At 45.6% G+C, this 26,584-nt stretch carries 22 protein-coding genes; 10 read left to right on the plus strand and 12 right to left on the minus strand.

What is annotated here, in order from left to right; all coding sequences use genetic code 11:
* The first annotated feature begins 158 nt into the window (after positions 1–158).
* The 3 genes from pepA to F0261_RS09920 are packed head-to-tail and all read left to right on the plus strand — an operon-like array spanning position 159 to position 4,903.
* On the plus strand, positions 159–1,664 hold the full coding sequence (gene pepA, locus F0261_RS09910; RefSeq protein ID WP_014950602.1) for a leucyl aminopeptidase: 1,506 nt from the start codon (positions 159–161) through the stop codon (positions 1,662–1,664).
* A gap of 6 nt (positions 1,665–1,670) precedes the next feature.
* On the plus strand, positions 1,671–2,093 hold the full coding sequence (locus F0261_RS09915) for a DNA polymerase III subunit chi (RefSeq protein ID WP_012519633.1): 423 nt from the start codon (positions 1,671–1,673) through the stop codon (positions 2,091–2,093).
* A gap of 35 nt (positions 2,094–2,128) precedes the next feature.
* Positions 2,129–4,903 carry a valine--tRNA ligase gene (locus F0261_RS09920; RefSeq protein ID WP_171337866.1) on the plus strand — a complete coding sequence of 925 codons (2,775 nt, stop codon included), beginning with the start codon at positions 2,129–2,131 and terminating at the stop codon, positions 4,901–4,903.
* Positions 4,904–5,116: 213 nt separating this feature from the next.
* On the opposite strand, the gene F0261_RS09925 is transcribed toward F0261_RS09920, so the two are convergent.
* Positions 5,117–7,789, minus strand: coding sequence for an ATP-binding protein (locus tag F0261_RS09925; RefSeq protein ID WP_171337867.1), 2,673 nt, complete (start codon positions 7,787–7,789; stop codon positions 5,117–5,119).
* 54 nt (positions 7,790–7,843) lie between these two features.
* Complete coding sequence (locus tag F0261_RS09930) at positions 7,844–9,127, minus strand: PotD/PotF family extracellular solute-binding protein (RefSeq protein WP_171337868.1); 1,284 nt, start codon at positions 9,125–9,127, stop codon at positions 7,844–7,846.
* Positions 9,128–9,314: 187 nt separating this feature from the next.
* Between F0261_RS09930 and F0261_RS09935 the strand changes: the two genes are divergently transcribed.
* A complete protein-coding gene (locus tag F0261_RS09935) occupies positions 9,315–10,163 on the plus strand; it encodes an SPFH domain-containing protein (RefSeq protein ID WP_014980187.1) in 849 nt (282 codons plus the stop codon).
* A gap of 71 nt (positions 10,164–10,234) precedes the next feature.
* Entirely contained in the window at positions 10,235–10,441 is a 207-nt protein-coding gene (locus F0261_RS09940; protein WP_014980186.1) for a hypothetical protein, read from the plus strand.
* A 56-nt stretch (positions 10,442–10,497) separates the two neighbouring features.
* Here the strand turns inward: F0261_RS09940 and F0261_RS09945 are convergent, their stop codons facing one another.
* The 3 genes from F0261_RS09945 to F0261_RS09955 all read right to left on the minus strand — a co-directional run bounded on the left by F0261_RS09945 (position 10,498) and on the right by F0261_RS09955 (position 12,583).
* Complete coding sequence (locus F0261_RS09945; RefSeq protein ID WP_171337869.1) at positions 10,498–11,310, minus strand: choice-of-anchor H family protein; 813 nt, start codon at positions 11,308–11,310, stop codon at positions 10,498–10,500.
* 116 nt (positions 11,311–11,426) lie between these two features.
* Positions 11,427–11,825, minus strand: a complete 399-nt coding sequence (rraB, locus tag F0261_RS09950) for a ribonuclease E inhibitor RraB (RefSeq protein ID WP_014980184.1) — start codon at positions 11,823–11,825, stop codon at positions 11,427–11,429.
* 32 nt (positions 11,826–11,857) lie between these two features.
* Positions 11,858–12,583, minus strand: a complete 726-nt coding sequence (locus F0261_RS09955; RefSeq protein WP_014950593.1) for a 1-acylglycerol-3-phosphate O-acyltransferase — start codon at positions 12,581–12,583, stop codon at positions 11,858–11,860.
* A gap of 205 nt (positions 12,584–12,788) precedes the next feature.
* Between F0261_RS09955 and F0261_RS09960 the strand changes: the two genes are divergently transcribed.
* The gene (locus F0261_RS09960) at positions 12,789–13,928 is read left to right on the plus strand and encodes an HD-GYP domain-containing protein (RefSeq protein WP_014950592.1); all 1,140 of its coding nucleotides are present in this window, start codon (positions 12,789–12,791) and stop codon (positions 13,926–13,928) included.
* A 62-nt stretch (positions 13,929–13,990) separates the two neighbouring features.
* Here the strand turns inward: F0261_RS09960 and glnG are convergent, their stop codons facing one another.
* The 4 genes from glnG to glnA all read right to left on the minus strand — a co-directional run bounded on the left by glnG (position 13,991) and on the right by glnA (position 18,881).
* Positions 13,991–15,400 carry a nitrogen regulation protein NR(I) gene (glnG, locus tag F0261_RS09965; RefSeq protein ID WP_014977284.1) on the minus strand — a complete coding sequence of 470 codons (1,410 nt, stop codon included), beginning with the start codon at positions 15,398–15,400 and terminating at the stop codon, positions 13,991–13,993.
* Positions 15,390–16,475 (minus strand): nitrogen regulation protein NR(II), encoded by a 1,086-nt coding sequence (glnL, locus tag F0261_RS09970; protein WP_014950590.1) that lies wholly within the window; start codon positions 16,473–16,475, stop codon positions 15,390–15,392. The genes glnG and glnL overlap by 11 nt, the downstream gene beginning before the upstream one ends.
* Positions 16,476–16,605: 130 nt before the next feature.
* Positions 16,606–17,223: a DUF4124 domain-containing protein gene (locus F0261_RS09975; protein ID WP_216600771.1), complete on the minus strand. Its 618-nt coding sequence runs from the start codon at positions 17,221–17,223 to the stop codon at positions 16,606–16,608.
* Between the two features lie 248 nt (positions 17,224–17,471).
* Positions 17,472–18,881 carry a glutamate--ammonia ligase gene (gene glnA, locus F0261_RS09980; RefSeq protein ID WP_014980177.1) on the minus strand — a complete coding sequence of 470 codons (1,410 nt, stop codon included), beginning with the start codon at positions 18,879–18,881 and terminating at the stop codon, positions 17,472–17,474.
* Between the two features lie 457 nt (positions 18,882–19,338).
* Between glnA and typA the strand changes: the two genes are divergently transcribed.
* The 3 genes from typA to F0261_RS09995 all read left to right on the plus strand — a co-directional run bounded on the left by typA (position 19,339) and on the right by F0261_RS09995 (position 23,349).
* On the plus strand, positions 19,339–21,171 hold the full coding sequence (gene typA, locus F0261_RS09985) for a translational GTPase TypA (RefSeq protein WP_049588246.1): 1,833 nt from the start codon (positions 19,339–19,341) through the stop codon (positions 21,169–21,171).
* A gap of 361 nt (positions 21,172–21,532) precedes the next feature.
* A complete protein-coding gene (locus F0261_RS09990; protein WP_014950586.1) occupies positions 21,533–21,910 on the plus strand; it encodes a response regulator in 378 nt (125 codons plus the stop codon).
* 263 nt (positions 21,911–22,173) lie between these two features.
* Positions 22,174–23,349 carry a MalY/PatB family protein gene (locus tag F0261_RS09995; RefSeq protein WP_039226147.1) on the plus strand — a complete coding sequence of 392 codons (1,176 nt, stop codon included), beginning with the start codon at positions 22,174–22,176 and terminating at the stop codon, positions 23,347–23,349.
* A 206-nt stretch (positions 23,350–23,555) separates the two neighbouring features.
* On the opposite strand, the gene F0261_RS10000 is transcribed toward F0261_RS09995, so the two are convergent.
* Positions 23,556–24,752 carry an Nramp family divalent metal transporter gene (locus F0261_RS10000; protein ID WP_014980175.1) on the minus strand — a complete coding sequence of 399 codons (1,197 nt, stop codon included), beginning with the start codon at positions 24,750–24,752 and terminating at the stop codon, positions 23,556–23,558.
* Between the two features lie 253 nt (positions 24,753–25,005).
* Here F0261_RS10000 and F0261_RS10005 point away from each other — a divergent pair, with 253 nt between their 5' ends.
* Positions 25,006–25,707 carry a UPF0149 family protein gene (locus tag F0261_RS10005; RefSeq protein ID WP_039226366.1) on the plus strand — a complete coding sequence of 234 codons (702 nt, stop codon included), beginning with the start codon at positions 25,006–25,008 and terminating at the stop codon, positions 25,705–25,707.
* Positions 25,708–25,767: 60 nt separating this feature from the next.
* Here the strand turns inward: F0261_RS10005 and F0261_RS10010 are convergent, their stop codons facing one another.
* Positions 25,768–25,959 (minus strand): hypothetical protein, encoded by a 192-nt coding sequence (locus F0261_RS10010; protein WP_014950582.1) that lies wholly within the window; start codon positions 25,957–25,959, stop codon positions 25,768–25,770.
* Positions 25,960–26,155: 196 nt separating this feature from the next.
* A complete protein-coding gene (locus tag F0261_RS10015; RefSeq protein WP_014950581.1) occupies positions 26,156–26,584 on the minus strand; it encodes a CopD family protein in 429 nt (142 codons plus the stop codon).

The following is a 26,584-nucleotide window of genomic DNA, read 5'->3' on the forward strand; positions in this document are numbered from 1 at the left end:
TGTTTTGACGCAAATTTAACCTATATTCAATAGGTCTTTAAGCGTAAATTGCAGCGAACTAAAAAGTTATGCTGCGTATTAAAACATAAAGCAGCGCGAAACGTTACGTGATTTTAGTCATCGTGCAAACCATAAACGACGAAAAGCGAGGTGATATCGTGGAGTTTAGTGTAAAAAGTGGCAGTCCTGAAAAGCAACGCAGCGCATGTATTGTTGTGGGTGTCTTCGAGCCGCGCCGCCTAACGGCAGTGGCTGAACAGCTAGACGAAATCAGTGAAGGTTATATCAGCAACTTGTTACGCCGTGGCGACCTTGAAGGTAAAGCCGGCCAAATGTTGTTGCTACACAATGTGCCAAATGTACTAAGCGAGCGCGTGCTTCTAGTCGGTTGTGGTAAAGAGCGCGAATTAGACGAGCGTCAGTACAAAAACATTATTGCCAAAACCATTCAAACTTTGAATGAAACAGGCTCAATGGAAGCGGTATGTTTCCTTACCGAACTTCACGTTAAAGGTCGCGATACCTACTGGAAAGTACGTCAGGCAGTAGAAGCAACTGAAGACACGCTTTACACCTTTATGCAGCTTAAAACCAAGAAAGGCGAACCACGTCGCCCACTGCGTAAAATTGTATTTAACGTACCAACACGCCGTGAACTTACTGTGGGTGAACGTGCAGTTGAACACGGTTTAGCGGTTGCTCGCGGTGCGAAAGTGACCAAAGACGTGGCTAACATGCCGCCAAACATCTGTAACCCAGCGTATCTGTGGCAGCAAGCGCAGGAGCTTGCCAGCCAGTACGACAGCGTAACCGCTGAAGTCGTTGATGAAACCCAAATGGCCGAGCTTGGTATGCAAGCGTATTTGGCTGTAGGTCGTGGTTCAGACAACGAAAGCATGATGAGTATTATGCATCATCGCGGTGGCCCAGCTGATCAAGCCCCAATTGTACTTGTAGGTAAAGGCCTTACGTTCGATTCAGGCGGTATTTCAATTAAGCCTGGCGAAGCCATGGATGAGATGAAGTACGACATGGGTGGTGCTGCAGGCGTACTTGGTACTATGCACACTATCGCGGCGCTTAACCTGCCCATTAACGTTATTGGCGTATTGGCAGGCTGTGAAAACATGCCAGATGGCAAAGCGTACCGCCCGGGTGACATTCTAACGACTATGTCGGGTCAAACCGTTGAAGTACTAAATACTGATGCCGAAGGCCGTTTGGTATTGTGTGACGCGCTAACTTACGTAGAGCGCTTCGACCCAGAGCTAGTGATTGACGTAGCCACGCTAACTGGCGCAGCGATTATTGCACTTGGTCACCATGCGACAGCTGTAATGAGCACGCACAACCCGCTTGCTCACGAACTACTTAATGCATCAGAGCAAAGCTCAGATCGCGCATGGCGTTTACCGCTATGGGACGATTACCAAGAACAGCTTGAAAGCCCGTTTGCCGACATGACCAACCTTGGTGGTCGCCCAGCAGGCTCAATTACCGCAGGTTGTTTCTTGTCGCGCTTCACTAAGAAGTACAACTGGGCTCACCTTGATATTGCCGGTACGGCATGGCGCAGTGGTAAGAACAAAGGCGCAACAGGCCGTCCAGTGCCCATGCTTTCTCAGTTCCTAATGAACCGCGCTGATATCAAGTTAGAGGACTAATCATTTATGCCACAAGTGATATTTTATCAACTTACCAGCAGTGACAATGGTGTGGCAGGCCGCGCCAGTGAAGTCATTGCCTCAGCGTTTGCTAATAAGCAAAAAATTAGCGTGCTGTGTGATACACAGGCGCAGGCTGAAGAAGTTGATGAATTGTTGTGGCAGCTGCCGGCTGACCGCTTTGTTCCCCATAACCTTTACGGTGAAGGGCCGCAATCGGGAACGCCGGTGGAAATTTGTTGGCGGCCAGAGCAGGTAGCCCGACGACAAATGGTGGTTAATGTGGGGTCCGGTATGGTGCCTTCACCCAACCAGCATCGTCAAATCATCGATTTTGTACCCGTGGACGAGAACGCCAAACAGGCCGCGCGGGTAAGATACAAAAACTATCAGCAAGCTGGATGCAACATGCAGTTCAAATCTGCATAAGTCATTCGCGTTTAGCTTAAATTTGAGAGTGTGTAATGGATAAAACCTTCGAACCGCAGTCCATCGAGCAGCAATGCTACAAGTCATGGGAAGAGGCGGGTTTATTTAAAGCTTCAGGTAGCGGCGACCCCTATTGTATTTTGCTTCCGCCACCAAACGTTACCGGTAGCCTTCACATGGGCCATGGTTTCCAACAAACCATTATGGACGCCTTAACCCGTTATCACCGCATGAAGGGCGACAATACACTATGGCAAGTGGGTACTGACCACGCCGGTATTGCTACCCAAATGGTGGTAGAACGCCAACTTAACGCACAAGGCAAGACGCGCCACGATTTAGGTCGCGAAGACTTCATCAAAAAAGTGTGGGAATGGAAAGAGCACAGCGGCGGAACGATCACCGGTCAAATGCGCCGTCTAGGTACGTCTCCTGACTGGTCTCGCGAAGTGTTCACCATGGACGAAGACCTGTCTAAAGCCGTAACTGAAGTATTCGTTAAGCTACACGAAGAAGGCCTTATTTACCGTGGTAAGCGTTTGGTTAACTGGGACCCAGTGCTTCACACTGCAGTATCTGATCTTGAAGTGCTGAACGAAGAAGAAGATGGCCACATGTGGCACATGCGCTACCCACTTGCAGATGGTAGTGGTGAATTAGTAGTTGCGACAACGCGCCCAGAAACCATGCTTGGTGACACTGCCGTTGCGGTACACCCGGATGACGAGCGTTACCAAGGCTTTATCGGCAAAGAGATTAAGCTACCGATTACTGGCCGTTTAATTCCGGTTATCGCCGATGACTATGTCGACCAAGAATTCGGTACAGGCTGCGTTAAAATCACGCCTGCTCACGACTTCAACGACTACGATATGGGTAAGCGTCATAACCTGCCTATGATCAACATTCTTACCGACGATGCGAAAATTAACGACGAAGCGCCAGAAGCGTATCGCGGTTTAGATCGCTTCGACGCCCGTAAGCAAATTGTTGCTGATTTAGACGCACAAGGCGCATTGGTTAAGATTGAGCCGCACAAGCTTAAAGTTCCACGTGGCGACAGAACTGGCGCAGTTATCGAACCATACCTAACTGACCAGTGGTATGTAGCCGTTGAGTCTCTTGCTAAACCTGCGATTGAAGCGGTTGAAAGCGGCGAAATTCGTTTTGTGCCAGAGAACTGGAACAAGACTTACTACCAGTGGATGCACAACATTCAAGACTGGTGTATTTCACGTCAGCTGTGGTGGGGACACCGCATTCCGGCGTGGTACGACGAAAACGGCAACGTTTTTGTTGGGCGCACCGAAGAAGAAGTGCGTGAAAAACACGGCCTTGGCAGTGACGTAACACTTTCTCAAGACGACGATGTACTGGATACCTGGTTCTCAAGTGCACTATGGCCGTTCGCCACCATGGGTTGGCCAGAAGAAACGCCTGATCTAGAAACCTTCGTGCCGTCTTCAGTGCTAGTAACCGGCTTTGACATCATTTTCTTCTGGGTTGCCAGAATGATCATGATGACCAAGAAGTTCACGGGCAAAATTCCGTTTAAAGACATCTACATTACTGGTCTTATCCGCGATGAGAACGGCGATAAAATGTCAAAGTCGAAGGGCAACGTGCTTGACCCAATCGACTTGATTGACGGTATTGATATTGAATCGCTTGTGACCAAACGCACTGCGGGCATGATGCAGCCTCAGCTTGCTGAAAAGATTGCCAAGCGTACCCGTAAACAGTTCCCTGATGGTATTCAGGCCTACGGTACAGACGCATTGCGCTTTACCTTTGCGGCTATGGCGTCAACCAGCCGCGATATCAACTTTGATATGGCCCGTGTTGAAGGCTACCGCAACTTCTGTAACAAAATTTGGAATGCATCGCGTTTCGTATTGATGAACACAGAAGAGCACGATACAGGTCGCGACGGTGGTGAAATGGTCCTTAGCATGGCCGATCGCTGGATTTGGGCTAAGTTCCAACAAACGCTGGTCGAGTTCGAAAAAGCGCTTGAAGACTACCGTTTCGACATTGCTGCGCAAACCGTTTACGAGTTCACTTGGAACCAGTTCTGTGACTGGTATCTAGAACTTACCAAACCTGTGCTTAACAATGACGCCAGCACCGAAGCTGAAAAGCGTGGTACCCGTCATACGCTTATTAACGTGCTTGAAAGCTTGCTTCGCTTGTTGCACCCGCTTATGCCATTTATCACCGACACTATTTGGCAGCGCGTTGTGCCACTAAGTGCACTTAAAGTGGAAGAGGGCGCAAGCATTATGGTTCAGGCATTCCCTGAAGTTGATGCAGCGAAACAAGATGACAAAGTACTTGCTGATATCGAGTGGGTGAAGAAGTTTATCGTGGGTATTCGTAATATCCGTGGTGAAATGGATATCTCGCCAAACAAACCGCTTAATGCGCTACTTAAAAACGTAAGCGACGAAGACGCGCGTCGTCTTGATGCGGCTAAGGCATTCCTAGATAAGCTTTCCAAGCTTGAAACCGTGACTATATTGAAAGACGGTGAAGAAGCGCCAGCCAGCGCGACAGCGCTTGTGGGTGAGATGGAAATTCTTATCCCGATGGCAGGGCTTATCGACAAAGACGCAGAGCTTGCCCGTATTACTAAAGCCATGGAGAAAATCGAGAAAGACGTATCTCGTACTCGTGGCAAGTTGGGTAACGAGAAGTTCGTAAGTAATGCGCCAGAAGCAGTAATTGAAAAGGAACGCGCTAAGTTGGAAGAGGGTGAAAAAGCCCTAGCCAAACTTAAAGAGCAGTTCGAGACCATTAAAGCGCTTTAAGTGCAGCCCCTAGAACGGGGGTTATCGATACAAATTAGAAGGGTTACCGAAAGGTAGCCCTTTTTTATTAGCGATTTAACAGGCCCTAAACATAGCGCGTTTGTTCGAAAGCCGTTCCTGCATTCTCACACTTCGCTAGGAAGCTTGCCAGCGCCTATTGAGTGGGTAACTATTTATGCGAATTGGTATACGAACCTATCTTTACGTTGGCGTTTAGAGCTGTTTGCCTAAGTACTGTTTTAACATGCCTATCAATGATTTTTGCTTTATTGGCTTGGTGAGGTAGTCGTTCATACCGGCGTCTATCGCGCTTTGTTTATCTTCCTTCATTGCATTAGCCGAAAGGCCGATAATAGGTACGCCAGTAAAGCCTTTTTCGCGGAGTTGTTTGGTTGCCTCATAACCGTCCATCACCGGCATTTGTACATCCATCAATATTAGGTCGTACTGCGGGGCATTTTCTACTTTTTGCACGGCTTGCTTGCCGTCTTCTGCAATATCGAAAGTAAGTCCAAGATTGGTAAGCATTTCTCCGGTGACGAGTTGATTTATATTATTGTCTTCTACTAAAAGCACGTGGCCTTCTAGTGATGTTGCTTCCGCTTCTTCACTAAAATGATGTCCATCATAACTTGCATCTTTAGATATCACCTGATGAACAAAACGCTCAAATTGCGCAGGTGTGAATGGATGCATGATAAGTGGGCCTTTCCATAGCGTGTCATATTTAGCTTGTAGCGCGCTGCCTGCACTTTCCATTACCAGGCCTACCGACTTCCCTTCTTCTAATAAGGCGTTTAACCAAGCAATATTCTGTCTGAATTCACTAAACTCATGGATATCTACAATGATATGTTCAGGTAAAGCGGCGATATTTTTGGCATCTTCTATTGATGGCGTTGATTTAGTCGGCAGCTGTATCTGGTTGCAATAAGCCGCAGGCAGCAATGCTGCTTCAGTAATATAAAGGCTATCAACAGGTAGCTGAGGTGTTTGTTCAAGCACGCCTGGTTGGTTTTTAAATGCTTTCAGCGGCAGTTCAACTTCAAACGTACTGCCTTTTCCCATAGTAGAAGTGGCATCAAGGCGGCCGTTCATAAGTTCAGTAAGCTGGCTTACAATCGCAAGGCCTAGGCCGGTACCGCCGTATTTTCTATTGGTTGAACCGTCTGCTTGAGTGAAAGGCTTAAATATTCTATCTAGCTGGGCTGCACTCATACCTATGCCGGAATCGGTGATTCGCATGGTAAGGTTTAACACGTTCCCTTTTTCATTCAGGCTGCCATCAAACTCAATATCTATACGCCCTTGCTCGGTGAACTTCACAGCATTGTTGCCTATATTCATAATTATTTGGGCAATACGCAGTGGGTCGCCAATTACTTGCGGAGGTATCTTTGGGTTTACCGTAAAGTGCACCGATAAGTTCTTTTCTTTTGCGCGTAGTGCAATGACTGCAATGAGGTTGTCGAACAGTGAATGCAAAGAAAAGCTCACTTCCTCAATCTTCAATTTACCCGCTTCAATTTTTGAGAAGTCGAGAATATCGTTAATTACGCTCAGTAATATTTGCCCAGAATACGCTGCCTTGTCGAGATACCCTTTAACAGTAGTGGACAGCTCTTGCTGTTGCGCCAGTTCTATTAGCCCGATAATGCCATTCATCGGCGTGCGGATTTCATGACTCATATTGGCTAAAAACATACTCTTTGACGCGGTTGCTTGCTCCGCTTTTATTTTCGCCTCAGTAATCGCTTTATTTAAGCTTTCAAGCTGAGAGTTCATGGTTCTTGCTTCATCTAGCAGTTTTTCTGTCTCACGGTTTTTATCGCTAAAAACAAGCGCCGCTTTTGCTAGCTTGCCAATCTCATCTTTTCGACTGCTGCCAGGAATATTGGAAATTTGTACGCCTTGGGCAAGTTTATTGAAAACTTGAGTGATAGAACGAATAGGGCCCAATATTCGAAACATGGCAAACAGCGCGGCTGAGAGGGCGAGTAGAATGGCAAAAAGAGAAAATAATTCTCCGTTACGCTGCGTACTTTCAGCCAGTGTGTAGGTGCGTTGAGTCGCGATTTCAGAGTCTGCGGTTACTTTTTTGGCCAGCTCACCGCTTAAATAGAGAAATTCATTGGCAGAACCCGCCATGACCACGTTAACCAAGAATAAATTACCTTGGGTTATCTGGGTTAGCTTAACGAAATCGGCTTTAATTTTTTCCGACAATCGCTCTACTCTTTCCTGAAGAGATGTATTTTTCGTTAGCGTTAATTTTCGTAGTGAATCTGCGGCTTCGTTGAATGCTCGAATAAAACCCATGTCGGGTTTCATCAGATATTTCAGCATCGCATTTTCTGCCCGAATAAGAAGCGTCTTTGCCTGTTCTTCTGAGGCAGCAGAGATATCTCCGTTTGTTCTAGCGTCACTCAGTATCTTTTCCAGTAACGTAATATCAGATAGAGTGCCTCTTGCTATAAGGTTATCCTTTTCAGAGCGCGCATCGACAACTTGAGTAAAATTCTCCTGATAGGCGTTAAGGTGCTCCTTCATTCTTGAAAGGATATGGTTGTCTTCCTGTATTTCCTTGTCTTCGTCTACCAGGGCTAACTTGTCGAGTTTGGTGTTAATGGTCACCATGAGTCGACTGAAGCGAGTAATGGCTGATTTACTCGCATTCTCTTTGAATATGAGCACGTTGCGCTGTAAGTCCACCACATCCCGTTCAAGTTCCTTAACAAGTGCAACATCAACTACTGCCTTTGACGCTGATGCCACGCCTTTGTTTAGGACTTCTTGGTTTTCTCTAGCAATAAACCCCTGTGCCAATATAAGCGCTATAAGAGCGAGTAGCACGGTGATAAGCTGAATTCGAATTGACGATAACATGTGAACTAAAAAAGCCTTATTCCATTAACGTTATGGGTTTTACTTAACGCAACATTATGCAGTGATGAATTCGTACCACTTCTGCAAACTGTATTCGTAGGTTGGCATGACGGTATTCCATACGGCAACATTACTAAAACGCTCTTCATAACTCCCACCAGTGCGCTGGGCGCCTTGTCTAACACTAATATTTCCGTCGGGCCCTTTTAGCGGCTCTGATGCTACTTGCCCTTTGTACCAGTAATTCCATTCGGCGTCTGAAAGATATTGAGCTGAACGTTTAGGGTTGGAAATATAGTAGCCTTGTCTGGCAATAAATGCGCCAGGCCACCCCGACAGCCACCAGGTCATATACTCATAAGCCACGTCCTTTATTCTACCTTGTGTGGCAGAGGACATGCACATTACACCGTGCCATCCGCGGTAGCCTTCTTTCGGTGCTGCAAACGTAACCGGAATATCTTGACCGTTCAGTGCAGAGACCGCAGGCGAGAACATGCTTTCGATTGCAACCCGTCCACTTTTCATGAACTCAACAGACTCAGGGACCGAGGTCCAGAATCCATTGAAATGGTTTAACTGAGTCAACTCTATAAGTAAGCTAAACAAATCATCAAGTTCATACTCGGTCATGGCACCGATATCTTGGAATTGAATGAATCCTTTAGCTTGTGCGGCAAGTGCTAAATCGAAAAGTCCGATAGTGGGGTCGTTGACTATGCCCACTTTTCCTGAATAGCGACTGTCTAAAAGCCAGCCCCAGCTTTCTTCTTGCCCTTGCAGTTCTTTGGGTAACTTTGATGTGTCATAGCCAAAAGAGTCAACATTGTGCACATAAGGTAAAAAACTAATTGTGTCAGTATGGTTGGCGCCCAGAGTGCCGTCGTCCTGAACATTAATAATTTTATGCGGTGCGTCGCCAGCGCCCATTCGCGCGTTCTCGGTAAGTTTTCCGGTCTTGCTTAAATCGTTTATTTCTTCCCAATACTGAAGGCGTTTTTTCTCTATGGGCTGAATAGCATGAGCACGCCACAATACAGTAATACTATTAGACCACTGCTCATAAAGGTCGAATGACGTGGGGTTCATCGACGCCTTTTGAAGAACGGTTGCACTGCCACCCGGCTCGAACTCAATATTAATGCCTAAGTCTTCCATGGCGCGCTGACGAATGGCTTCTTGAAGCGTGACATGAGTGCCTAATACGCGCAGCGTCGGTTTTTCTTTTCCGATTGAAAAAGGGGTAATGCCCGCAGTAAGGCCAAAAGCGAGACCGCCCTTTAATAAGGTACGGCGCTGGAAAGAAGAAGCGACGTTTTTATCTGAGTTTGAAGGCATTAACGTACGTCCATAGTAAACGATGACCCTCCATCATTCTGGCATCTATTTCATAGAGTTACCAAAAAATGTTACCTCATAGTTAAAAATAAAACGCTGCTTTGACATATTTGGTAACACATCAAAATTAGCGAGTAGTTAAATTTTGTATTATAAAGATATCAAAATGATATCAAAGGTGAGTGATATGAAAGAAAAGAAAGGGTTTTCGGTAAACGGTTATTTGATGATCTGTATTTTGCTAGTCGCACAGGCTGCTACGTTTTTCTATGCAGTGTCGGGTAACCCCGAAGCTGGTTTAATTCTAAGCGTTTTAGTGGGAAGTTTGTGGTTGGGCTATTTCATGGTGCAACCCAACCAAGCTAAGGTCATGACGTTTTTCGGCAGCTATGTAGGTACTGTCTCTGATGTTGGATTACGCTGGACAATTCCTTTGTTCCGTAGAGCTAATATTTCTTTGCGCATAAGAAACTTTGAAAGTGCCAGAATTAAAGTTAACGACAATCAAGGAAACCCCATTGAAATCGCCTCTATTGTCGTGTGGAAAGTGAGCGATACTGCTGAAGCAATGTTTGACGTAGACGATTACGAAAGTTTTGTGCGAATTCAAAGTGAGTCCGCAATCCGCAATATGGCAAGTAGCTTTCCTTACGATCCTCGTGACGACGAGCAAGCGGAAGTTGCACTTCGTAGCCACCCGATAGAGATATCAGCGCGTTTACAAGAAGAGATCCAGGCTCGCCTTGCGAAAGCTGGGATCACAATTTTGGAGTCTCGTATCAGCCACCTTGCCTACGCGCAAGAAATCGCTAGTGCCATGCTACAGCGTCAACAGGCATCAGCTATTGTGGCTGCCCGGAAGCAAATTGTAGATGGTGCTGTGGGAACGGTAGAAATGGCACTTCAGCGATTAAATGAAAAGGGTGTAGTAGAGCTTGATGAAGAGCGTAAAGCGACGATGATCAGTAATTTATTAGTTGTGCTTTGTGGTGATAAGTCGACGCAACCGGTTATTAATACAGGTACAATCTACTAGCTCGTTTTTTTAATTTAAGTTTGAAATTGTAGTGCCGCAGCGATGCACTGCGGCACATAAGGTTTGTGATTTTGGCAAAGAAAAAAGCGTATCCACTTAGGATAAATGAAAATGTACTTGCCGCCATGGAGCGATGGGCTGCCGATGACTTGCGCAGTGTAAATGCGCAAATAGAGTATGTATTAAGACAAGCGCTAGTGAAGCAGGGAAGAGTGAAGCTGGTAGAAAAAGTTGTAGTAGAGGTTGAAGAAATAGACTCCAATCAAAAAGATAACTGAACGCGAAATAGCAGGGTATCAGCTATCTTTTCGATACGATCGTCACTAGCTAAGGCTTAGATATTCCGCTTGATTCTGCGTCTAACAAGTACAATGCCACCTAATAGACACAGTGGGAGTAAAGACCATGCTCCGCCATGCTCTTCTACTATGACTACCGTATCTTCAACCACATATTCATTATTTTCACTTTCAAGGGGAAGATAGGCGAGTGCACTGTCATCATAGGCATCGGTATACGCCACAAGCATTTCGGTATCTGCATCATAAAGCTCTAATAGAATGTCGTACTCACCGGCCGGATAGCCAGAAACTAATGTGCTTTCAATAGTAAAGGTATCTGTTGAGTCTTCTGAGTAGATGTAAAATTCAGACGACACGTGAATCGACTCGTACACGTCGTTTTTTCCCAAATACAGGACCGCGTATACTGGCGCGCGAGTGAAAATGGTGTCGGCGTCAAACTCAATCGAAAACGTAGAGTGATAACCATCGTAATCAACGTCCTGCTCAAGCGTTACCCAGCTTTCATAAATCCAAAACTCATTAATACTGCTGACTACGATATCGCTAGAGGACTTACTCACGGCTAAATGCTGTTGATGCTTACCCGCCTTGGGAAGGGACTGTTGATCAGTCTCAACGTCATCAACAGATTGAGAGATTGTTTCTTCGCTTGTCAATGCACCTGAGGTTTTAGGCAGCAGCGATTCAGCGGCAACAAATGGTTTGTCGTAACGGTATTCGTTAGAGGTAACATTTTTGTTTTGTGCGCTATTTTCGGTACTGGCATGCACAGGTGACATAAGCGCAAGCTGTATTGTTGCAATAGCAGAATATGTAGTAAGTGAGAAAAGTAGCTTTTTCATCTGTCCATCCTTTTCCAATCGATAATGACAGTGTCATTGTTGACGGAAAAAGATGAACAAAAGCTGAAGGGTAACTTAACGCCTTCTCAGTTAAAACGGTGAGGGTGCCTTAGAGATCAGTCGTCGAAGTAGTGATCTTCTTCTTCGTATTCACCTTCTTCACGCGGCTCGAAGTAAGTACCCCAACCGTCGTAGGTTACATCATGCTTGTCGGCAATTTTAAGCAAGGCGTCAGAGTCCGCATTAAGTTTTTCAATATCTAGCTTTCTCTCTGCAACCGCGTCGAAGCAGAAAATGGTTTCGCCATCGTCAAGAATAAGCTCTTCTGCGTCGGTGACTTCAAAACCAGCTTTAAACGCATCAACAGCTGCCTTTTCTAGCACGTCGAAGTCAGTGCTGGCGAAGTGGTGCTCAATGGTATATTCGGCATCGGCTTGGCTGCCGTCTTCTAGAAGGGCATCAATAGTTTCTTGGTTAAACTCGTACCACTCTTCTCTTTCATCGAACTGGGTCATAATAAACACTCGTTAGCAATTTTGACGCAAGTTTACCTGCTTTTTTCCAGTTCATCGACCTGTGTATTAAGCGCATCAAACTTTTGTTTCATTTCATCGTTAAAATGCACCATCCACTCTTTAATTGTCTTGTCCTCGCTCAAAGCCTGAGGGGCAGCAATATCAATAAGCACAATGCCGTTATTCCAACGGTTCCATTTTACTTTATTGTGCAAATTGCTGGCGGTTACCATAACAACCGGTTCGTTGGTGGTCTTAGCTAGGCGAAATGCACCTTGCTTAAAAGGTAATATGCCTCTGCCATAGCTTCGTGTACCTTCTGGGAATAGCCATACCGACGTTTTCTTTTTCGCAATGCGTTTTGCAGCAATATCGAGTGTATTACGGGCTTTACCTGAATTCTTTCTATCAATCATGATATTGCCTGACAACCAATAGATTTGGCCGAAAATAGGGATCCACTTTAAGCTCTTTTTGCCAATGGTTACCACGCCAGGCAGTGCAGCTTTACAGATAGTGATAACGTCGAAACTGTTTTGATGATTGGCGATGTAGACGTAGGGCTCGTTTATTTTAACCGCAGGATCTTTCTTTATAATAATTTTGAGACCTACGACCTTAGCCATAAGTGAATACATACTACCCGCAATATGCACGTTATCTTTGTGAAAAGGTCGTGCGATACAAACAATTAGCAGAACGATGTTAATGAGTAAAAAAGCGATAAAAAGTGCCGGAATGCGGAATAAAGCGATCAAAACAACTCCTAGATACAATTGACGCGCGCAGTATAGATGAAGTTTCAGCGTACACTTGTCCGATGAGTTTTTACAGTGCGGAAGGTATAGTTGAGCAATAAGTTGCAAAAGTGGCTATGTTTCTCACCTTTAGTATGAGGAAATTTTGCCGATACCCAATTACAATAATAAAAAGCGCAATCGAACCTAACTCGGTAACCACTATATGCAGACATTTACTCCAGACGACCTAGAAGAAGATATTCTTGCTGACCTTATGGAGGAAATAAACGAACTCTATGAATCAAGTGAACAAACCTTGATTGAACTAGAGCTTCGTCCGGAAGACAACGAATTGCAGCGTGCTCTGTTTCGCTCAATCCACACCATTAAAGGTGATTTAGGCCTGGTTAACTTCTCTCCCATGATCCCGCTTTTGCAGCATGTAGAGGACTTGCTAGATTATTTGCGCAAAGGGCAGGTGGCGTACACAAGTACTATGAGTGACTTGGTATTGCTTACCATGGACAGAGTAAAAGCCTTCGTAGAGGCTGTAATGGCCAGTGGGAAAGCCGAATACGATGACAATCTTCACAATCAGCTGGTTTTAGCTATCGGTCGTGTGACACCTGAAAATACTGCTGAGCATGAAAAACGCCTTACCGAAGCGGTCTTATTACTTAACCCAGCGTTAGATATTGTTGCGGATGAAGACGACCCACAAAACGTTCAGATAAAGCCCCCTACGTTAGCGGCTACAGGTATTCCTAAAGATATTAGTAGTGAAAAGAAGCAAGATATTCTATTTTTCCGCGACTTAATGCAAACCATTGAACGCCGCTCTAACTACTGGTCTGGTCGTGGTGATCGCATTGCCAAACTGGCTATGTATATTAACGACGTGGCCGAAAACCCTATAGACGAAGATCAGCTTGCCGTAGCCAGCTATGTACATGACTTCGGAATGGCCTTCATGCCATTGAAGCTTTTGCACAAAGGCGATGCGCTAAGCGATATCGAATTTAATCTTATGCGCTCTCATGTGTATAAAAGTGCCCGTTTGTTAGAGCACCTAGACCAATGGGATATGGCGCGCAAAATCGTGATGCAGCACCATGAACGCACTGATGGAACAGGTTATCCATTGGGGCTAAAAGAAGACGATATATGTGAAGGTGCGAAGTTACTAGCCATTGTTGATACCTACGATGCAATGACACACCCAAGAGCGCACAATGAAGATAACGTACTTTCCAAAAAAGAGGCGGTGATAGAAATAAATCGAAGCGCCAAAGGCCAGTTTAGTATGAAGTGGGTAAGGCATTTCAATCAGGGAATGACGGCGCTACTGACGAAAGGACATTAGGTCGCAAGCCGCTTATAAGCTAGCAGCGAGTTCCCTGCTAGCTTACGGCGTAGTCATTAGGGTTAGTTCACACCCAGTTCTTTTAACTTTCTTGTTAGGGTATTTCTTCCCCAACCCAAGCGTTTAGCCGCATCTTGTTTGTGGCCATGAGTGTGCTGAAGTGCTCGCTCAAGCATAATACGCTCAAACGTCAGCATCGCGTCGTTAAGAATATTGTGATGGCCGTCGCGAAGCTGTTTATCGGTCCAGCTTGCCAACAAATCTGGCCACTCACCCGATTCAGCGCTAGGTTTTTCAATACTGCTATCGCTGTGAATTTCCGGTGGCAGATCGCTGGGCAGCACTTCTTGACCACTCGCCATTACCGTTAACCAGCGACACACGTTTTCTAGCTGCCTTACGTTTCCAGGCCATGGTAGCTGAGACATTACGCGCTCAGCGTCTTTCGATATGCTTTTAGCTTCTACATCAAGTTCTTTGGCTGCTCGGCGCAAGAAGTGACGGGTTAGTAATGGAATATCTTCGCGGCGCTCGTTAAGTGAAGGAAGGTGCACTCGGATAACGTTTAAGCGGTGGAACAAATCTTCCCTAAACTTACCTTCAGCAACCCTTTGTTCTAAATTCTGGTGAGTTGCAGCGATGATGCGTACGTCCACACTTACTGACTGGTGACCACCCACACGATAAAACTGGCCGTCTGCAAGCACACGTAAAAGGCGGGTTTGTACATCTAACGGCATATCGCCTATTTCATCTAAGAACAGTGTACCGCCGTCGGCTTGTTCGAAGCGGCCTTGGCGAGCTGCCTGGGCTCCGGTAAACGCGCCCTTCTCATGGCCAAATAGCTCTGACTCTACAAGGTCGGCAGGAATGGCGGCCATATTAAGGGCGATGAAAGGTTTACTTGCTCTTGGGCTGTGCCTATGAAGGGCGTGCGCCACAAGTTCTTTACCCGTTCCTGATTGCCCGTTAATTAGCACGCTAATTGAAGAGCGAGACAAGCGACCTATGGCACGAAACACTTCCTGCATGGCAGGTGCTTCGCCAATAATTTCCGTTACTACGTCTTCAACTTGCGCTTTAGATACGGTGGACTGCTCTCTGGCATGTGCCAGCGCCCGCTGGGTTAAGGTTACTGCCTCGTCGATATCAAATGGCTTTGGCAAATATTCAAAGGCGCCTTTTTGATATGCATTAACTGCGCTGTCTAAATCCGAATGCGCCGTCATAATGATAACGGGGAGCATAGGGTGCGAGGCATGCACCTCGTTCAGTAACGTCATGCCGTCCATTTGTGGCATTCTTATGTCTGAAATGATGACTTCAGGGGCTTGGCCGCTTTGAAGTTGAAGCAATAAATCTTCAGGGTTTTCAAAACTTAAGCAGCTGATATCTGCTGCTTGTAAGGCCTTTTGCAGCACCCAACGAATAGAACTGTCATCATCGACAATCCACACAGACTCATTCGTCATCGTCTGTCTCCTTACGATCTATTGGTATGTAAATTACGAACTCAGTGTGACCAGGGTAGCTATCTACATCTATTTTGCCGCCGTGGTGGTTTATAAGGGTCTGTGAAATAGACAAACCCAACCCAGAGCCATTTTGCTTGCTTGTGACCATGGGGTAGAAAAGTGTGTCTTTTACTTCAGCCGGAATACCCGGGCCGTTATCAATAATTTTTATTTTTGCTACCAGCGCGTGACGCTTCGTTTGAATTGTCATTTGGCGCTCTATTCGCGTAATTAACCTAATTTGTGGGTTGGGGGTTTGACTCTCGGTTAATGCCTGAACGCTGTTGCGCACAATATTGAGCACCGCTTGCTGAATCATGTCAGGGTCTAACATAAGCGGTGGAATGCTGGGGTCATAGTCGCGAACTATGGTAATGGGATTGTCTGAGTCAAAGCGCATTAAGCTGCGTATTTTTTCAAGCGCTTGATGCACGTTGCTTTCTTCAAATCGAGGTAGTGAATTAGGTCCAAGCAAACGATCAACTAAGTTTCGCAGACGATCAGACTGCTCAATGATCATGCTTGTAAATTCTTTATGCTCGTCAATCAGCTCTTTTTCTAATAGCTGTGCTGCACCGCGAATACCACCAAGAGGATTTTTGATTTCGTGTGCAAGGCCGCGAACCAATTCCCGTGCTGCGTAATGTTGCGCGTTTTGTAAAGTTTCTCGAGAAATTCGCTTTTGCTGGTCAATCTTTTTAACTTCAAATAGCAGTCGTGGGCCGTCTTCGAAGTGCAAGTTGGTAACGGTTAGGTCGGCAGATACATAGCGGTTATCTCGAAAAGCCAACTTAATTTCGTTTTCGGTGAAATCTTCACCTTTTCTGATGGCAGCTTTGAGTCGGGTGGTTTCTATTGTGCCCGGCAAGAAAAAATCTTGAAGTGGATGTCCAATAAGTTGTTTTAATCCAGTCTCAAACAAAGCTTCACCAGCGTGGTTGGCATAAACGATCGTAAGTTTGTTGTCTACCATTACCAGTGCGGTATTTAGGCTATTGATTAGCTGTTGTGTTTCTAACTCGGTGGAATGCATCCGAGCTCGTCTCCTTTGCACCATAATTGTGCATTGTAGCTTGCAATGATGCGTTGCGCGAATAAAGAGCTCAAGAAGAAATGTTCACTGAACCTCTATGGTGCGCATACATAACAATGGTTGCACGCTATTAGTTATTAATTAACGCCGATGCCTGATGCAGGTAAAGGGTTTGTAATGGAGACGATGCAAGAGTCTTGCCCGTATTGTTCGTGAGTTCAACTTTATAAGTATGTGCCCCACGATGGATACCAGAAAGCTTAAAGACGCCTGAACTATTGCTAGCTAATGGGGCGTCGTCAAAGATTAATCGGTAGATTGGCGCTTTGGGTGCACCAGGTTGTGCGGCAGAGATAGTGAATTCTCCCAAGTTATTGCGAATTGTCGCTTCTGGTGCAGGTGACTTAATGACTACGCGATAGTTGGGCTTGGGGGCAGCCGGCTTCGCAGGGGGAGGTGGAGTAACCTTTGCCGCGGTTACTACGTTTTGCGTTTTTACATCGAACGCTAGGGGTTCTGCGTTTTGCTGCGGCTTGTCAGTGTAAGTCACAGAGCCGTCTTTACCTACCACCTTGTATATGGTCATTGGAGAGGTAGCTGCAGCTGATGTTGCATTGCCGCTTTGTTCGGTTTCGCTTTCTTGTGCTTCTTGCTGGGTACTTTGTTGGCTCAGCATTTCCGCTTGCACAGGCAGTAAGCCGTTGCCGCTACTTAGTAATAGCGAAATTAAGCAAATGTGTCGCGTCATGTTGTGCACGTGTCGTTACCTAATTAATGTGGTTTTGGCTAGCTGGCTAATTTACATAGCTTGCTACGTCTGGCTTATTGATAACCTCTTTAGATGTATGCAAGTGCAGCGGGGCAAAGCCCTGTGCGCAGTTGATGTAGCATGAAAGAGTATTCGTTAGCATAGCTATAAAAACATAGTAGATAAATCGTACGCATAAAAAAAGCCCGCAGAGCGGGCTTTAGTATAAATTGCTATACAGTGCGAATTTACACGCTGTAGTACATGTCGAACTCAACTGGGTGAGTAGTCATGTTAAGTTTGGTTACTTCTTCAGACTTAAGGTCGATGTATGCATCAATCATGTCGTCAGTCATAACGCCACCTGCTTTAAGGAAGTCGCGGTCGTTATCAAGGGCTTCAAGCGCCATTTCTAGCGAGCTTGCAACTGTTGGAATTTCAGCAGCTTCTTCTGGCGGTAGGTCGTACAAGTCTTTATCCATTGAATCACCAGGATGGATCTTGTTCTTAATACCGTCGATACCGGCCATAAGCATAGCGGTGAACGCTAGGTATGGGTTGGCTGTTGGATCAGGGAAACGTACTTCGATACGACGCGCTTTATCGCTAGTTACGTGAGGAATACGAATAGACGCAGAACGGTTACGTGCAGAGTATGCAAGCATTACCGGTGCTTCGAATCCAGGAACTAGACGCTTGTATGAGTTAGTTGAAGCGTTAGCAAACGCGTTGATTGCACGCGCGTGCTTGATAATACCACCGATGTAGTAAAGTGCTTCTTCAGAAAGGCCTGCGTACTTGTCACCCGCGAAGATGTTTACGCCATCTTTAGAGATAGATTGGTGGCAGTGCATACCAGAACCATTGTCGCCAACAAGCGGCTTAGGCATAAAGGTAGCGGTTTGTCCGTATGCGTGTGCAACGTTGTGAACTACATACTTGTAAACTTGAATTTCGTCAGCTTTCTTAACTAGCGTGTTAAATTCGCAAGCAATTTCGTTTTGGCCAGCAGTTGCCACTTCGTGGTGGTGCGCTTCGATAACAAGGCCCATTTCTTCCATAACTAGGCACATTGCAGCACGGATATCGTGCGCAGAGTCCACTGGTGGTACTGGGAAGTAACCGCCTTTAACGCCTGGGCGGTGTGCCATGTTGCCGCCTTCAAACTCTTCGCCAGAGTTCCACTTAGCTTCAGAAGAGTCAATCTTGTAGAAAGAGCCCGCCATGTCAGTGTGGAAGCGTACGTCATCAAAAAGGAAAAACTCTGGCTCTGGGCCGAAGAAACATGTGTCACCGATGCCAGTTGATTTTAGGAATTCTTCTGCACGACGAGCAACTGAACGAGGGTCACGCTCATAACCTTCCATTGTTGAAGGTTCAACGATGTCACAACGGATGTTTACTTGTGTTTCCTCAGCGAAAGGGTCAACTACGCAGCTTGTTGCGTCTGGAAGAAGAACCATGTCTGATTCGTTGATGCCTTTCCAGCCAGCGATTGAAGAACCATCGAACATTTTACCTTCTTCGAAAAACTCTTCATCTACAACGCTCGCAGGAATAGATACGTGTTGTTCTTTACCCTTTGTATCGGTAAAACGTAAATCTACAAACTTCGCTTCACTTTCTTTAATCAGCTCTAATGCCTTTTCTACTGACATCGTGTCCTCCAGGTTTAATGTAAAAATGCGGAATGATCAGCTTCACTCCAACAGTGGCAAAAGTGAAAGCGATTATCATGCCATCTATATGTGTGCCGATTTCTGTGGCATAGACGGGCATCTATCACTTCCGTTTGAATTAAATTGCACTATATTGATGCAGCATTGCACCAATATGGCGCCTTGTGCTCATTTATACGTCAATCAGCCTAGATTACTTTGTAACGTATAGCCACCAAATATGATCAATTAGGTGCAACGGGGCTGGTTATTTGTTGAACAAGTGTTTGAAAACCAATAAAACTCGTTTCCATCAAAAAAAAGATGCGCAAACGTCGTGGTTTTTCTGTACAATCCGCGCAAATTTTTCTATCTGCATTTTTTTGCAACAAATCTAACGCATACTCCTTTCCACTGAATTGAAGTAGACGTTGATTTACACAGGCTCTATATAAGCATGAATACCACTGATATTAATAAATTGCGTAACATCGCAATCATCGCCCACGTTGACCACGGTAAGACCACCCTGGTAGACAAACTGTTACAGCAGTCTGGCACCCTTGAATCTCGAGGCGAGCAAGAAGAGCGCGTAATGGACTCGAACGACATCGAGAAAGAACGTGGCATTACCATCCTAGCTAAGAACACAGCGATTAACTGGAACGACTACCGTATCAACATCGTAGACACTCCAGGACACGCTGACTTCGGTGGTGAAGTAGAGCGTGTAATGTCGATGGCTGACTCTGTACTTCTACTTGTAGATGCGCAAGAAGGCCCGATGCCACAAACCCGTTTCGTTACGCAAAAGGCATTTGCTCAAGGTCTTAAGCCAATTGTTGTTATCAACAAAATCGACAAGCCTGGTGCGCGTCCTGATTGGGTTATGGATCAAGTTTTCGACCTATTCGACAACCTAGGTGCAACTGACGAACAGCTAGATTTCCAAGTTGTTTATGCGTCTGCACTTAACGGTTGGGCATCACTAGATGCAGATACTAAAGAAGACGATATGACGGCATTGTTCCAAACTATCGTTGACCAGGTTTCTCCTCCTGATGCAGATATCGACGGCGCATTCCAAATGCAGATCTCTCAGCTTGACTACAACTCATACGTGGGTGTTATCGGCGTAGGTCGTGTTAAGCGTGGTTCTGTTAAGCCAAATCAACAAGTAACGGTTGTTACTGCTGATGGCAAAAAGCGCAACGGCAAAGTAGGCTTAGTTTACGGCTACCTTGGCCTTGCTCGTCACGAAGTTGAATCTGCGCACGCGGGCGACATCATTGCAATCACAGGTCTTGGCGAACTTAAGATCTCTGACACCATTTGTGACGTCAACACTGTAGAAGCACTTCCTCCACTTACGGTTGACGAGCCTACAGTAACCATGACGTTCCAGGTAAACACCTCGCCGTTTGCAGGTAAAGAAGGTAAGTATGTAACGTCACGTAACATTCTAGAGCGCCTTAAAGACGAACTAGTACACAACGTTGCACTGCGCGTTGAAGAAATGCCTGATCCGGACAAGTTCCGCGTATCTGGTCGTGGTGAACTTCACCTAGGTATTCTTATCGAAAACATGCGTCGTGAAGGTTACGAGCTTGCAGTGTCACGTCCAGAAGTAATTCTGAAAGAAGTTGACGGCGCAACGCAAGAACCATACGAAACCCTGACTATCGACTGTGAAGAACAGCACCAGGGTTCAATCATGGAACAGCTTGGTCTGCGTAAAGCAGAAATGACTGACATGTCTCCAGATGGTAAAGGTCGTGTACGTATCGACTTTATCATTCCAAGCCGTGGCCTAATTGGTTTCCAAACAGAGTTCATGACGTTAACGTCGGGTTCTGGCTTGCTATATCACACGTTCGATCACTATGGTCCGTACAAAGGCGGTATCATCGGTAAGCGTAAGAACGGTGTTCTAATCGCTAATGCAAACGGTAAAGCACTAACTAACGCTCTGTTTAACCTTCAAGAACGCGGTCGTCTATTCATCGGTCACGGTGTTGAAGTGTACGAAGGTATGGTTATCGGTATTCACAGCCGTGACAACGACCTTACTGTAAACGCCCTTAAAGGTAAGCAGCTTACTAACGTTCGTGCATCAGGTACTGACGAAGCGCAAACACTAGTTCCACCAATCAGAATGTCACTTGAGCAAGCGCTTGAGTTCATCGATGACGACGAACTAGTAGAAGTAACGCCTGAATCTATCCGTATTCGTAAGAAGCTTCTTACAGAAAACGAGCGTAAGCGTGCATCACGTGCACCTAAGTCTTAATAGCTTCTAAGACTTACATTGATTTTGAAAATGCCAGCGTCAGCTGGCATTTTTTTTCCATTTTGCCGATGAGTTTGGCCTGCAATCTTTCAACTCGTGTCTCAACTTACACACCGTCACTTCCCATCAAAAAAGCTGCTTTCTAGCATTATCACTAAAACGTTAGAAAAAGTTTAAATATCGACCAAAGGTTAGTGGTCAAAAGCGTTCAGAGATTCTATGCTTGGAAAATCAGTCCGCATAGATCAATACCCAGCGAGCATTAATCTATGCGGATTGGTACAATAGACTGATGCCTTAACACGTGAGCTAAGTCGTTGTAATATTTACGGCTAATGACCTAACAAAAAGGGGAAGGGTAGTGTTTTCTGTAGCAGTAGTTGAAGATGATCCTATCACGCTTGACCTTATTACTGACGCGTTGGAAACGCAGTTAGACGCCACCGTGTATCCATTTACACGTAGTAAATTTGCAAGGGATTTTTTGCTGCAACAAACCGCAGAATCTATCAGCTTGATCATCAGTGACCAAGTAATGCCGGATTATGATGGACTAAGTCTTCTAAAAACCTGTCAGTCTTCGGGGTTGGACGTTCCATTTTTACTCATTACTGCCGACCCTAACAAAGAGTTAGTGATAGAAGCGCGTAAACTTCAGGTTACCGGTTTTCTTGCTAAGCCACTCAATATGGAAGAGCTAGTTCAAAAATCGAGAGAGGCGGTGTCGCAGGCCAGCTAAGCCTGTAGGTTGTTTTTCATTTTATGTATCGCACGCTAAAGGTGTGCATGAGAGCCAAAAATCTACTTCGTGGTTAACGATGACAACGTAAAACAGGTTAGGACAGCAAAGCGCAATTTACCTTTGGCTTTAACGTGTTAATTTATCTCTATTAAAGTACATTTCGATATAGAAAATTCGGGTTAATTCATCTCACGCCCCTAGTTTATGAGGCGCTAAAATTCTACACTGGTGGCATAAGTTTTTATGCAACAGGATGTAATGTGAGCGCCTTATTCGATAACACCCCTCCCAGAAAAGACACGTTTTCGTTCAAATGGCAAAAGTACAAAGGGAAAGACATCATTCCTGCGTGGGTTGCCGATACTGAGTTTCGTTGCGCGCAGCCAATTCTAGACGCCATTTCGGGTCAGGTTGAGCATGGCAACATGGGTTACATACTGCCTGCACATCACGAAGGCGCCATTCAGGCTGTAGTGAGATGGCTTAAAGATAAGCATAATTGGGAAATTCAACCCGAGTGGCTAGTGTGGACACCAGGCGTTGTGCCAGCGTTTAACGTAGCGTGTAAAGCCTATTGTGAACCCGGTGATAAAGTACTTATTCAAACACCCAATTATCCGCCTCTACTGGCTGCCCCAAAGCTAAATGGTCTCGAACGGGTAGATATAGGCACGGTAGTGCAAAATGACGACGGCACAAGTTCTGAAACTATCTCGAGTGTTGAAGGTGCGCGCTATACGTTAGATTTTGAAGCATTAGAAAGAGAAGCGGCTGATCCTAAATGTAAGCTGTTTATTCTTTGTAACCCAATGAACCCGGTAGGTTCGGTGCTTACTAAAGCTGAATTAGATCGCATTGCCGAGATCTGTAACGCGAACAACGTTAAGCTATGTTCTGATGAAATCCACTGCGACCTTATTCTAGAAGATGGCAAGCAGCACATACCGGCGGGCCGCGAGTCCAACCTTGCTGAAAATAGCGTTACGCTAATGGCTGCCAGTAAAACATTTAATATTGCTGGTTTGGGAACGTCTTTTGCCATCATCCCTAATCGCCAGCTGCGTCAGGCATTTACCAATGCCGCAGCGGGCATCGTACCTTGGGTTACTGTATTGGGCTTAGCGGCTACAGAAGCAGCATTCACTCAATGTGATGAGTGGCATCAGCAGCAACTTACCTACTTGCGTGAAAACAGAGATATGGTGTTTAACACAGTAAACAGCATTGACGGGCTTAAAATGCTCAAAGCCGATGCGACGTTCCTTGCGTGGGTAGACGCCAGTGGACTAGGTGTAGAGAACGTCCAGCAGTGGGCCGAAGAGAAAGGCGTAGGCCCGTCACCAGGCATCGATTTTCACAAGGCGGACCATTTCAGAATTAACTTTGGCTGCAGCAAAGCGATGCTCCAGGATATTCTGCAACGCCTCGCCAGCTAAAAATTGGGGTCAGAGTACTTTTTCAGTCCCAAAATGGGGTCAGAGTACTTTTTGTAATTACGCTCTCTATTAAAAAGGGCCAAAGTATTACCTTGGCCCTTCTCATATGCAGTTATTTTGTTAGTCACGTAATTTCACTGTTACCTGCGAGTGCACACTATAATGACATACAAAGGGAGAAAGTTACTCTGACCCCATTTTTGCAGCTAGCTAAATACGCCGATTAGTTTATACAGGCCTAAACCAATCACAGTACCCACTACTAGAAAGCCTGCCAGGTTACTTTTCCATGTGTTTCTAAATTCCCCCAGTGCGGTGCTTTTATTCATAACGACCAATAGAAATATGGCAATAATTGGCAGTAAAAGAGCATTAGTCGCTTGAGCAAACAAGATGGCGGGGAGGGGTTTAAAGCCAAGTGCTGCAACACTGACACCCACTACAATGATGATAAACCATACCGCTTTAAAGCTCTTGCTTTGCATATCGTCAGAAAGCCCTAGTGCTCCTGTTACCGCATAAGCGGCTGCTAGCGGCGCAGTGATAGCACTGGTTAAGCCTGCGGCGAATAACCCTAATGCAAAAAACCACTGAGCTTTGTCACCTAAAACCGGTTTAAGCTGCTCGCCCATGTTCGAAGCGTCCATAGTGGCAGCTTGATTGAAGAACGCCATCATTGCTGTTGCCATTACGATAAGCGTAATAAGCCCACCCATACTAATAGCTCTAGCAGACTGGTTTCGGCACGCGACGACCGCTTCTTGTTTATCTTGGCCTTTCGATGATTTTGCAACTAGGCTCGCGTGAAGAAACAAGTTGTAAGGCACGATGGTGGTACCAATAAGCGCCAGCACCGTGGTAATGGCGTCAGCGTCTAGTCGCGGAGACATTAACTGACTAAACATCGCGGCGATATCAGGTTTGGCTACCAACAGCGTGATAAGAAATACGCCAGCCATAATAAAGACGAGATAAACCAGTACTGTCTCTATCCACTTGTAGCTGCCCGACCAGAGTAAAACTATAGCGATCGTGCCCAAAATACTGGCCCAGGGGCCAATGCCTATACTGATAAATGCGTCTAGCCCGATTGCAGCGCCGGTTAGGTTGCCCGATTCATAGGCTGCGTTGCCAATGCCGATAGCACTGACAATAAGCACGATAAAAAGATTCTTTAGCCATGGCTTGTAAGCCATGTTTTTCATTGCACTGGCTAGGCCTTGGCCGCTGGCCACACCTAAACGCGCTGCCATGTCTTGCAATACTATGGTTGCGAATATGGAGAAGAGGAGCGCCCATACTAGGTGAAAGCCAAAGTTTGCACCTGCCAGACTTGCCGTAGTTACTGTTCCAGGGCCAATAAAGGCGGCCGCGATGATGTATCCTGATTTATCTTTTGCCATTGCAACGACTCTTAGTTAAGTTTTGCTATCATGACAATAGGTAGGCGAGCACGCAACAGTACCGCTAAACCAATACAGTAACAGATTGGTTTTAAACCTATTGTCGCGTACCCAGTGTAGAAGTTTGTTGTTTACTCTTTACCTTATTTCCCATTGTTTTGGGTAGATAAAAGGTTACAAAACATGCCCTCTACAAAGTGGCCGCGCAGACTACCGTTTCATAAAAGAGAACGCAAATTAAAATAGGATGGTAATGGTGAAAGATGGGTTTCCAATAAACACAATCAGCGATATTGTTTCGCTTCCCAGTTTCGAAAATGTGCTTCCGGATGCTTATTACGTAGATGGAATGATCTTTGCCGTTGCCTCCGCACCAGAAATTCCCATGCCCGAACAGTGGATGCCGTGGCTCATACAGTCTAGTGACAGCCACCTTGTAGACAAAGATGTAGATAAGCTTGCTGATACATTAATGAATGGCCTGCGGGCGCATTTGGATTTTATGCGTCAGGAAAAGTCGCCCATGCCTAGTGAATTGAACGTTGCGATAGAGGTGCAAGGAACGACGAGGCCTTCGAAAGAACTCGAAAGCTGGCTAAATGGGCTTTTACACGTGCACAAGCAATTAGAACCTGTGTGGCAAAATGCGTGGAACCATTGGGAAAAGCATTTAGAAAAAAGTAAGGCGAACAAGAAAGACTGTGACGATAACGAGCCTGAGAAAACAGAACCTGCAGAAGCTCGCCTGTCTCGATGTTTAAAGCTTTTCTCAACGCTTGCTAATATTGAATTAGCTTTGTCTTACAGAAACGACAAACAAGCTGCTCAGCTTGAAAGTAATATAAACATGCTTGTTAAACAGCTTCCTTCGGTGCTGGCAGATTACACTAAGTTGTCAGGGGAGCTAGCAGGCGCGTTACCCAATCAATTTGAAACCTTCAACAAAGTAACCTAGGGGAAAACTTGATAACTGGGAGCTGCAGGAGAAGCAAAAAACAAAAACGCTAATTCAAAATTAGCGCTGTCTTTGTTGTTGATGCCGTTGATTCAACGTGTGTTTAAGCGAAGCGGTATAGCTGTCTAGTTCAAGTTTTGCCTTTTCGTATTGCTCGTTAAGAAGCCGTGAAGCAGGCTCCCTCATAAGCGCCTTAAAGGCAATATCTGTCTGTTTGAGCAAATGCTTGAGGTGTTGATTACTGTCATCCATGTATAGCATTCCGATAAAAACAATTCGTTAAACCCGAGAAACAACAGGTTCTGGGCGACTATGTGCAATGCTTACAACACTCTCAACAACAAGCTTAAAATTACTTCTCACACTACACAGCAGTACTGGTTCCTTGAGTACTGACTTTTCAATAACTTTGTACGTGCGCCTTTACTATTTAGTTTGGCTTAAACTTTTATAAAGGTTTTACCACAGCCAGGCAAACGATGGCGAGAATGATAAGCACCGGCGCTTCATTTAAAAAGCGATAAAAGCGCGGAGAGTGTCTATTTTCGTCGCGTGCAAATTGCTTCATTAACTTAAACAAATAGAAGTGATAGCCGTAAATAGCAAGAAGCAGCAGCAACTTTATATGAAGCCACCCCGACATTTTAAACCAAGTTCCACCATAGCTGACAATAAGCGCAACGCCGAATGCCAGAGTTAACAAGGCGAATGGAGTAACAAAGAACCACAGGCGGCGCTCCATGACCTTAAATTCGTCTTTTACCACTTGAGATTTCGTGGTCGCGTGATAAACGAAAAGTCGCGGTAAATAGAAAAGTCCTGCCATCCAAGCCAGCATGAAAAAGATGTGCAGCGCTTTAAACCATAAAATGTACAT

It is taken from the genome of Alteromonas sp. 07-89-2, assembly GCF_013113925.1.
Classification (GTDB): domain Bacteria; phylum Pseudomonadota; class Gammaproteobacteria; order Enterobacterales; family Alteromonadaceae; genus Alteromonas; species Alteromonas macleodii.